This window comes from Pseudoduganella sp. RAF53_2, assembly GCF_052113985.1.
In the GTDB taxonomy this organism is placed as follows: domain Bacteria; phylum Pseudomonadota; class Gammaproteobacteria; order Burkholderiales; family Burkholderiaceae_D; genus Rugamonas.
In genome coordinates this window covers 1-8,578 of sequence record NZ_JBFRDW010000224.1, presented here as the reverse complement: position 1 = coordinate 8,578, position 8,578 = coordinate 1, and the positions used below count along the sequence as shown (strand labels likewise).

The following is an 8,578-nucleotide window of genomic DNA, read 5'->3' as shown; positions in this document are numbered from 1 at the left end:
CAGGTGCTGGCTTCGTTCGGCGCCGATATGGTTTCGGTGGTGATGCAGGATGACTACTACCGCGATCAATCCGATCTGACACCTGAAGTTCGCCGCCAGCAGAATTACGACCATCCACAGGCTTTCGACTGGCCACTTCTGGTGCAGCATGTCCAGGCCCTGCGCAGCGGCCAAGCGATCGAGATGCCGGAGTACGATTTCACCATCGATAATCGCTCCAACAGAACCATACCTGTTAAGCCAGCGCCGGTCATCGTGATTGAAGGACTCTTTGCGCTGTATAACGAGGACTTGCGCAAATTGATGTCGCTGAAGATCTTTGTCGACACCGCGTCCGACGTTCGTTTCATCCGCCGCATGCAAAGGGATATCGCCGAGCGCGGCCGCTCGCTGGAAAGCATCGTCGAACAGTATCTGGGAACGGTGCGCCCCATGCACAAGCAATTTATCGAGCCAACCAAGCGCTACGCCGATGTCATCCTGCCCCACGGCGCTAACGGGCCGGCCGTCGATGTCATCACCACCAAGGTAGCGAGCATCGTCAGCCAATTGAAGCACTCCTGATCTGGTCGAAGGTCTGCACCAGGTACGACGCCTTGGTGGCAATGAGCCAGGCGCCGTCCACCTTATGCATGACAAAGTGGTCGTTGAACAGTTTCTTTCCGATGCGGACTCTCACGGTTGCTGCCGCAAGGCAGTCCGAGACGTTTTCCAGGGAGAGAATGGCCTCATCCCTCGGTTCGCCGGTGGATTGAGGACTCGGCCGCCCCTTGATAAGCGCCGCATAGTCCGGCGCGGACATGGTCTGCAATTTCCCTTCTTGCAGCCACTGCACCAGGCAACTTGGGTGGAAGATCTTGTCGAAGTCACGGCTCTCAGGCTCATAGGCCAAATTGAAATAGTCATCAACTAAAGCGACGATGGCTTGGGTCTGGGTCATTGTCAATTCTCCTCAATAGCGGTTGAACGGCTCGTATAATGAACGCCCCTTTCGCCCTCGGATACTGCGAATCGCTTATCGCTGCCATTACCGGAACACATAGATCATGGAAGAACTCGATGGAGGACTTATCGGTGGTTTGCTTGTCCTTGCAGCCGTGGCGGAAGCCGGGAGCTTTGGCCGCGCAGCGTCGCGGCTGGGCAAGACCCAGCCTGCGGTGAGCCGCGCGATCCAGCGCCTGGAGGATCGCCTGCGTTCAAAGCTCGTGCATCGAACCAGCCGCCACGTTGAAGTGACGGATGCCGGACACGAGCTGATACAGCGAGTGCTGCCGCTACTGCAGGGGATTGAAGAGGCGACTGCCGGCGCGGCGGGCCAAACCTCGGTCGTCAGCGGCACACTTCGGGTGGCGTGTGATGCCGCGTTCTCACGCATTGTGTTAGCACCGGAACTGGCGCAGTTCATGAAGGTTCACCCAGCGCTTCAAGTAAAGCTGGAAACCAGGAACGATCTCTCTGATCTGGTAAGCGACGGTTTCGATCTCGCCATCCGGTTTGGACCGCCATCCATTTCCACTCTGGTCTGCCGCAGGCTATACAGTCCGCGCGTCCTGACTGTGGCCGCGCCGTCCTACTTGGAGCAGCGTGGCCGACCGAAGTCTCCCCAGGACCTGATCGACCACGGCCATGAATGCATCCTGGCCATCGATCCTGCCACCGGCAAGCCCTTCGAATGGGAGTTCTGGCGTGGTGATGAGAAGATAAAGGTTGCCGTTCGCGGCAACCTGACAGTCACGGATGCCGGCACCAAGATCGGCGCCTGTCTTGCGGGCTACGGGATAGCCCAGCTAATCGATCTCGGCGTCGAAGCCCACCTGCGCTCGGGCGCGCTGGTGCCGGTTTTAACGGACTGGCCAGACGAAACATTCCCGCTTTACGTCTATTACCCCAGCCGTAATCACGTTCCGGCCAAGGTCAGAGCGTTCATCGACTTTGTCGTCGGCATGATGCCTGGGCCGCAATCGGAGCTTGTCAGAACTTTGTAATGCCGCTGTCATGCTGCCGTTTGTGCCTGCCTCCTACACTGGACTCATCATCCAACCAAACAGGAGAAACATCATGAACGCTTCCAAATTTGTTATCGCTGCAGTTCTGGCCGCAACCTCCTTCGCCAGCATGGCCGCAACCGTCGACAAGACCATGTCGCAAGTCGTCGTCTCCGCGCCAGATCAGGGTGTGAACAGCGGCGAAGGATATATGGGCTATACCGGCTTCGTCTCCACCAAAACCCGCGCTGAAGTGATTCAGGAACTGCACGACGCACAACGCCGCGGCGAAATTTATTCGGGCGAAGCCTATCCTGGCCCACTGCTTACCCAAACGAACAAGACTCGGGCTGAAGTGCTTGCGGAGCTTGATACTTTCCGCATGACTCACGCGCAAGTCTCCGACGATGGAGCGTTTGCCTTCTGAGACTCAATCAGGCTGGCGGCCGTAATGACGTGCCGCCAGGCCAGCCCTGTCAGTCACGCGAATTGATCAGTGAAGTCAGCACAAAATCCTGYCATCTGCCGGCAATGCACAAGTAGGAGCGTGCAATGCCTTCGCGTTCGAAGCCAAGCCGGGCCAGCAGGCGTTCGCTGCGCGTATTGTTGAGCAGATGATTGGCCATGACGCGGTGAAGACCGACCTCGTTGAACATATAGCCAATTCCTGCCGTCGCCACTTCGTGCATCAGGCCCTTTCCCTGCCACGCCGCATCCACCGAATAGCCGAGGTGGCAAGCCTGAAACGCGCCGCGGACAATGTTGTTGAAATTGCACACGGCGACCATTTTTCCGCTTGCACGATCCAGTGCAGCCATCTGCACCGCGGCGCCTGATTCAAAGCTGGTCAGCGAGGCTTTCACCCGCTCCAGCGCCGCCTCCTCACCGAAGAAGGCTTCATCTCGCTGTGGCTCCCATTCGGCAAGATGATCCCGGTTCTCGTTAACATAGCGGTGCAGCAGCATACTTTGCTCCGGCTGCAGAACCGTCAGAAGGGTCCGTTCAGTGATGATGGTGGGGAGAGGTGCCATGTCGAAGGATGCGTAAAGTGCTCTTGCAGTGATCTTGGGCAGATTATGCCCGCTTCTATCAAAGCAATGCGACGGAACTTTTCCCCAAGGTTTCTGTCCAAGCTCAATATGTCCCGTCCGCTCATGCTTCACAGTTGAGAAATCTGTGCGGAGGGCATATGGACCTGAAGGAACGCATTGCGAACGTCGAGGCAGAGGTGGAATCGCATCACGAACAACTGGATCGCATCAAGCAAGAGATCATCCGGCTGCGCGAACGCATCGACCAGGGGCTGGCCGAGCTGCGTGAGCACACCGATCAAGGACTGGCCGAACTACGCGAGCACACCGATCAAGGACTGGCAGAGCTACGCGAGCACACGGATCAAGGGCTGGCTGAGCTACGCGAGCATACCGATCGTGGCTTTGATGAGCTGCGCAAGGAGCTCGCGAAGGTCGTACGATGGCAAATCGGGACGACAATCACGCTGGTCATCGCGATGCTTGGAATTGCGGTGAAAGTGACGGGAATTGCCTAGATGACGCTTGCCTTGAATTAACGTTCCTTTAACGACCCCGCCCCTAGAATTTCGTTCCATCGACGCGGGATTTAGCGTGGCCCCGCCCCAACCGCAGCCTGGCAAGCCAGCAATGAACGAACTCGAATCCCTAAATCGCGCCCTCTTCCTGAAGATCAACGGCGGCCCGTACACCGCTGCGTGGCTGATCGACGTCGCAGCCGTGCTTGCCGACGCCCTGATCTATCTCGTTCCGCTACTGCTGATTGGCATGTGGATGACTGGGCAGCAACGGCATCGCGCGCTGGCATTGAAGGCGTTATTGGTCGCTTGCGTTAGCCTCGCCATCAACCAAATCATCGGCTTGCTCTGGATGCATCCAAGGCCATTCATGCTTCACCTCGGGAACGCCTGGACCACCCATATTGCCGATTCGTCCTTTCCAAGCGATCACATGACGGTCTTCGCGAGCGTCGGCATTCCCCTGCTTCTGGACGGCGCCTTTGGTCTCGGACTGGCCGTGCTGCTTTGCGGTCTTGGTGTGGCCTGGGCCCGGGTGTTCCTGGGAGTGCACTTCCCTCTGGATATGGTGGGCGCCGTCATCGTGGTCTCCGCCTGCTATGGCGTTCTRACGCCTCCTTGGAACAGGATGGCATCCCGGTGCACGCAACTCGCGGAACGTTGCTACCGCATGCTGCTGGCATGGCCGATCGCGGCAGGATGGCTACCCCGCTAACGAGCCAGGTTCGCCAAATTCGCCCAGCGGGATCGGGCGCTGCTATTCCACCGGCAGGCCATTGGCGATAGGCAGTGAAGTGCTGGGCGCTCCGCCACGCGATGCCATTGCGGAACGCGCTGGAGTGGGTATCGGGACCTTATACCGCCACTTCCCGGATAAGTAGTCTCTCCTGCACGCTACTGCCCGCTACGCGCTGGAACGCCGCGTCGAAGCCGCGCTGATCTCTCGGAGCACGACATTGTCTTTGCCATGATCCGCTTTGCGCGACCACTCGCAATTGGCCTGGCAGCGAGCGAGGAACGCACGCTCGCCCATCGCCATCTGGACATCTACATCGATGGGTTATTTTCCCTTCAAAACCAACAGCGCGGCTGAAAGCGGCCCGGCGCAGCCCGCGACGTAAGGAGTTGCGCACAGCTTTTGTGGACAAGCCTGTTAACAACGACCAGGTCATAACCGTAAATGACTGATTTAACGGCAAAAATCCTTACTGATGAAATGACGTGCAGCAAAGCAAGCCAACCTCGGCGGCGCATTTAATCAGCGTCCCAGCCAGTGACGCTCGTGTACTTAAATAGTGCATTTCCGCTGGCACACTTCTTGATAGGAAGCTAAGTGTCCTCAATTGGGAGTGTCCGACATGACGAACTTCTTCAATGAAATGACCGCTGACGGGTTGACGCACACTGCCAGCACAAAAATACGCGAACATTACCGCGAGTTTTGCGGCTGGCTGCAGCGCCAGTCAGCCGAAATCATCGAACGCAAGCAGGCGGAAGCCGATCTGACCTTTCGCCGGGTTGGCATCACCTTCGCAGTCTACGGGGACGAAGCAGGAACCGAACGCCTGATTCCTTTCGATACTATCCCGCGCATCATCCCGGCTGTCGAATGGAGGCAGCTCCAGACCGGGCTGGCACAGCGCGTGCAGGCGCTGAACATGTTCATCCACGACATTTACCACGATCAGAACATTGTCAAAGCGGGCGTCATTCCGGCCGAGCAGATCTACCGGAACGCACAGTATCGGCCGGAAATGCAAGGCATCAATGTCGCGTCCAATATCTACGCGCACATCGCCGGTGTCGATATCGTGCGTGCCGGCCAGGGCGAGTTCTACGTGCTGGAGGATAATCTGCGCGTACCTTCCGGCGTGTCCTACATGCTGGAAGACCGCAAGATGATGATGCGGCTGTTCCCCGAACTGTTTGCCCGCAACAAGATCGCGCCGGTGGATCACTACCCTGACCTGCTGCTGGATAATCTGCGCTCCGTCGCTCCCATGGGAGTGAATGATCCCACCGTCGTGGTGATGACCCCGGGGATGTACAACTCCGCCTACTTCGAGCATGCCTTCCTGGCGCAGCAAATGGGCGTTGAACTGGTCGAGGGCAAGGACCTGTTCGTCAACGACAACACGGTATTCATGCGCACCACGCGCGGGCCACGGCGCGTGGATGTCATCTACCGCCGGCTGGATGATGACTTCCTCGATCCGCTGGCCTTCCGCGCTGATTCCTCGCTGGGCGTGCCGGGCCTGCTGTCGGTGTACCGCGCCGGCAGGGTGACCCTGGCCAATGCCATCGGCACCGGCGTGGCCGATGACAAGTCAATTTACCCCTTCGTGCCGGACATGATCCGCTTCTACCTCTCCGAGGAACCGGTTCTGAACAATGTGCCGACCTACCAGTGCCGACGCAAGGAAGACCTGGCCTACACGCTGGCGCACTTGCCGGAACTGGTGGTCAAGGAAGTCCATGGCGCAGGCGGCTACGGCATGCTGGTCGGTCCAGCCTCGACCAGGGCGCAGATCGAGGACTTCCGCCGGCGCCTGCTGGCCCGGCCGGACGGCTATATCGCGCAGCCAACGCTGGCTCTTTCCGCCTGCCCCACTTATGTGCAAAGCGGTATCGCGCCGCGCCATATCGATCTGCGGCCATTCGTCTTGTCCGGAAAAACAATCTCCATGGTGCCGGGAGGCCTGACCCGCGTAGCGCTGCAGGAAGGGTCGCTGGTGGTCAACTCCTCGCAAGGCGGGGGCACCAAGGATACCTGGGTATTGGAGCGATAAGGAGACATCATGCTGAGCCGTACCGCCGATCATTTGTTCTGGATGGCCCGCTACACCGAGCGCGCCGAAAATACCGCACGCATGCTGGATGTGAACGTGCAGACTTCGATGCTGCCGCAATCCGACGAAGAAACCGCCCAGGGCTGGCGGGCCTTGCTGGGCATCTCGGAATTGCAGTACGGCTTCAATCAGAAGTACCAGTCGCTGGAAGCGCGCGAGGTCATCGACTTCATGGTGCGCGACCCGGACAACCCTTCGTCCATCGTGGCCTGCCTGACCCAGGCACGCGAAAATGCGCGGGCGGTGCGCGGCACGCTGACCACCGAAGTCTGGGAAATCCAGAACCAGACCTGGCTGGATATGCAGAAGCGCCTGGACAGCGATTTTCTGGAAAGCGATCCCAGCAAGTTTTTCGAGTGGGTGAAGTACCGCTCGCATTTATCGCGGGGCGTCACGCTGGGCACCATGCTGCGCGACGAAGCGGTGCAATTCATCCGCCTTGGCACCTTCCTGGAGCGGGCCGACAACACGGCGCGCATCCTGGACGTCAAATACCATGGCGGCGCGACCGAACACAGTGGCGCCGAAGGCATGAGCCAGCGCGATTTCTACTATTGGGGTGCACTGCTGCGGTCCGTTTCGGGCTTCGAAATCTACCGTAAGGTCTACCGCGATGTCATCACGCCCGCGCGCATTGCCGAACTCCTGATGCTGAGAGCAGACATGCCGCGATCGCTGCTGGCCTGTATGGACGAGGTGGTGCAAAACCTGCACGAAGTGCGCAACGACGTCTCGGCCGATACCGAACGCTTCGCAGGCAGGCTGCGCGCGGAGCTGCAGTTCGGCAAAATCGAAGACATCCTGGCTGCTGGCCTGCACGATACCTTGACCCGCTTCCTGGCTGATATCTATGAACTGGGCAACCGCGTCAGCCGTGATTTCCTGGTGCCCTTGGCGGCGTAAGCGGAAGACCCTACCATGCGATTAACGATACGCCACGAAACCCGCTACACCTACAGCTCGCCGCTGGCCTATACCATCCAGCAGCTGCACCTGACGCCGCGCGTCGAGCCGCAGCAGCACGTGCTGTCCTGGCAAATTGCCCTGCCCGGCCACGTGCATGCGTACACCGACGCCTTCGGCAACCTGTCGCACATGATGACGCTGGATAGCGCGCACAAGGACCTGTCCATTGTCGCCTATGGCGCGGTCGAAACCACGGTGCCCGATCGCGGCCGCGTAGTGAACGGCGACACCCTGTCTCCCCTGATCTTCACGGTGCCGACACGGCTGACGGCAGCCACGCCCGCCATCCTGGAACTGGCGGCAGCCTGCCTGCCGGACGGCAAAGCAAGTACGCACCATTTGATGGCTCTGGCGGAGCACATCTTTGGTGCAGTCTCGTACCAAAGCGGTGCAACGGCCGTCGACTCAACCGCCAGCGATGCCCTGGCCCTCGGCCAGGGTGTGTGCCAGGACCATGCTCATCTGTTCCTGGCCTGCTGCCATGCGCATGGCATCCCGGCGCGCTATGTCTCAGGCTACATCGACCCGGAAAACAGCGATCATGCCGCCAGCCACGCCTGGGTCGATGCCTGGGCGGAGGACCGGGACTACAGTGGATGGGTCAGCATCGATGTCACCCATGCGCGCCTGATGACCGATGCCTACTGCCGTCTGGCGATTGGCCGCGACTACGACGGCGCCGCGCCCGTACGCGGGGTGCGGCGCGGCGGCGGCACCGAATCGCTGAGCGTCAACGTCCAGATTATCCCGCAATGAGCGGGTGTAGAATGGCCCATCCCCTTTTTAGAATTTGATGCGATGACATATTGTGTGGGCATGCGCCTGGATGCCGGACTGGTCTTTCTGTCCGATTCGCGAACCAACGCCGGCGTGGACCAGGTCGGCACTTTCCGCAAGATGAGCGTATTTGAACTGCCCGGCGACCGCATGATGGTGATGATGACGGCAGGGAATTTGTCGATCTCGCAGTCGATCCGCCAACTGGTGACCGAATTGCAGTCGGAGGAAGGACATAGCATCTGGAATGCGCCTACGATGTACGAGGCGGCGCGCATACTCGGCCAGGCAGTGCGGCAAGTACATGACCGCGATGCCAAGGCCCTGTCGGAATTCGGCATCGAATTCAACGTCAACATCATCTTCGGCGGTCAGATCAAGGGCGAGCGCTGCCGCCTGTTCCAGATTTACTCGGCAGGCAATTTCATCGAGTCGCACGATGAGAATACCTA

At 59.3% G+C, this 8,578-nt stretch carries 11 protein-coding genes and 1 pseudogene; 10 read left to right on the top strand and 2 right to left on the bottom strand.

Annotated elements, in window-relative coordinates; genetic code table 11:
* A partial coding sequence (gene udk / locus AB4Z11_RS14815; protein ID WP_442026011.1) for a uridine kinase occupies positions 1–564 on the top strand: 564 nt, incomplete at its 5' end.
* Here the strand turns inward: udk and AB4Z11_RS14810 are convergent.
* A complete protein-coding gene (locus AB4Z11_RS14810) occupies positions 542–940 on the bottom strand; it encodes a nuclear transport factor 2 family protein (RefSeq protein WP_442026010.1) in 399 nt (132 codons plus the stop codon). The two genes, udk and AB4Z11_RS14810, sit on opposite strands and share 23 nt — an antisense overlap.
* Before the next feature lie 106 nt (positions 941–1,046).
* On the opposite strand from AB4Z11_RS14810, the gene AB4Z11_RS14805 reads away from it, so the two are divergent.
* Together AB4Z11_RS14805 and AB4Z11_RS14800 are read left to right on the top strand one after the other, a co-directional pair.
* Entirely contained in the window at positions 1,047–1,985 is a 939-nt protein-coding gene (locus tag AB4Z11_RS14805; RefSeq protein WP_442026009.1) for a LysR family transcriptional regulator, read from the top strand.
* A gap of 73 nt (positions 1,986–2,058) precedes the next feature.
* Entirely contained in the window at positions 2,059–2,412 is a 354-nt protein-coding gene (locus AB4Z11_RS14800; RefSeq protein WP_442026008.1) for a DUF4148 domain-containing protein, read from the top strand.
* Positions 2,413–2,461: 49 nt separating this feature from the next.
* On the opposite strand, the gene AB4Z11_RS14795 is transcribed toward AB4Z11_RS14800, so the two are convergent.
* A complete protein-coding gene (locus tag AB4Z11_RS14795; RefSeq protein ID WP_442026007.1) occupies positions 2,462–2,950 on the bottom strand; it encodes a GNAT family N-acetyltransferase in 489 nt (162 codons plus the stop codon).
* A gap of 224 nt (positions 2,951–3,174) precedes the next feature.
* Between AB4Z11_RS14795 and AB4Z11_RS14790 the strand changes: the two genes are divergently transcribed.
* The 7 genes and pseudogenes from AB4Z11_RS14790 to AB4Z11_RS14760 all read left to right on the top strand — a co-directional run.
* Positions 3,175–3,534: a hypothetical protein gene (locus AB4Z11_RS14790; protein WP_442026006.1), complete on the top strand. Its 360-nt coding sequence runs from the start codon at positions 3,175–3,177 to the stop codon at positions 3,532–3,534.
* 112 nt (positions 3,535–3,646) lie between these two features.
* On the top strand, positions 3,647–4,249 hold the full coding sequence (locus AB4Z11_RS14785) for a phosphatase PAP2 family protein (RefSeq protein WP_442026005.1): 603 nt from the start codon (positions 3,647–3,649) through the stop codon (positions 4,247–4,249).
* A gap of 79 nt (positions 4,250–4,328) precedes the next feature.
* On the top strand, positions 4,329–4,415 hold the full coding sequence (locus AB4Z11_RS14780) for a helix-turn-helix domain-containing protein (protein WP_442026012.1): 87 nt from the start codon (positions 4,329–4,331) through the stop codon (positions 4,413–4,415).
* Between the two features lie 477 nt (positions 4,416–4,892).
* A complete protein-coding gene (locus AB4Z11_RS14775; RefSeq protein ID WP_442026004.1) occupies positions 4,893–6,323 on the top strand; it encodes a circularly permuted type 2 ATP-grasp protein in 1,431 nt (476 codons plus the stop codon).
* Between the two features lie 9 nt (positions 6,324–6,332).
* Positions 6,333–7,286 carry an alpha-E domain-containing protein gene (locus AB4Z11_RS14770; protein WP_442026003.1) on the top strand — a complete coding sequence of 318 codons (954 nt, stop codon included), beginning with the start codon at positions 6,333–6,335 and terminating at the stop codon, positions 7,284–7,286.
* A gap of 15 nt (positions 7,287–7,301) precedes the next feature.
* Positions 7,302–8,105: a transglutaminase family protein gene (locus AB4Z11_RS14765; protein ID WP_442026002.1), complete on the top strand. Its 804-nt coding sequence runs from the start codon at positions 7,302–7,304 to the stop codon at positions 8,103–8,105.
* Positions 8,106–8,147: 42 nt separating this feature from the next.
* Positions 8,148–8,578, top strand: a pseudogene (locus tag AB4Z11_RS14760) (peptidase); the annotation flags it as partial.

Excerpts from the sequence above, each read along its gene's own strand:
- AB4Z11_RS14765 (WP_442026002.1), top strand. The coding sequence starts at position 7,302 with ATGCGATTAACGATACGCCACGAAACCCGCTACACCTACAGCTCGCCG.
- AB4Z11_RS14800 (WP_442026008.1), top strand. The coding sequence starts at position 2,059 with ATGAACGCTTCCAAATTTGTTATCGCTGCAGTTCTGGCCGCAACCTCC.
- AB4Z11_RS14810 (WP_442026010.1), bottom strand. The coding sequence starts at position 940 with ATGACCCAGACCCAAGCCATCGTCGCTTTAGTTGATGACTATTTCAAT.
- AB4Z11_RS14790 (WP_442026006.1), top strand. The coding sequence starts at position 3,175 with ATGGACCTGAAGGAACGCATTGCGAACGTCGAGGCAGAGGTGGAATCG.
- AB4Z11_RS14770 (WP_442026003.1), top strand. The coding sequence starts at position 6,333 with ATGCTGAGCCGTACCGCCGATCATTTGTTCTGGATGGCCCGCTACACC.
- AB4Z11_RS14805 (WP_442026009.1), top strand. The coding sequence starts at position 1,047 with ATGGAAGAACTCGATGGAGGACTTATCGGTGGTTTGCTTGTCCTTGCA.
- AB4Z11_RS14775 (WP_442026004.1), top strand. The coding sequence starts at position 4,893 with ATGACGAACTTCTTCAATGAAATGACCGCTGACGGGTTGACGCACACT.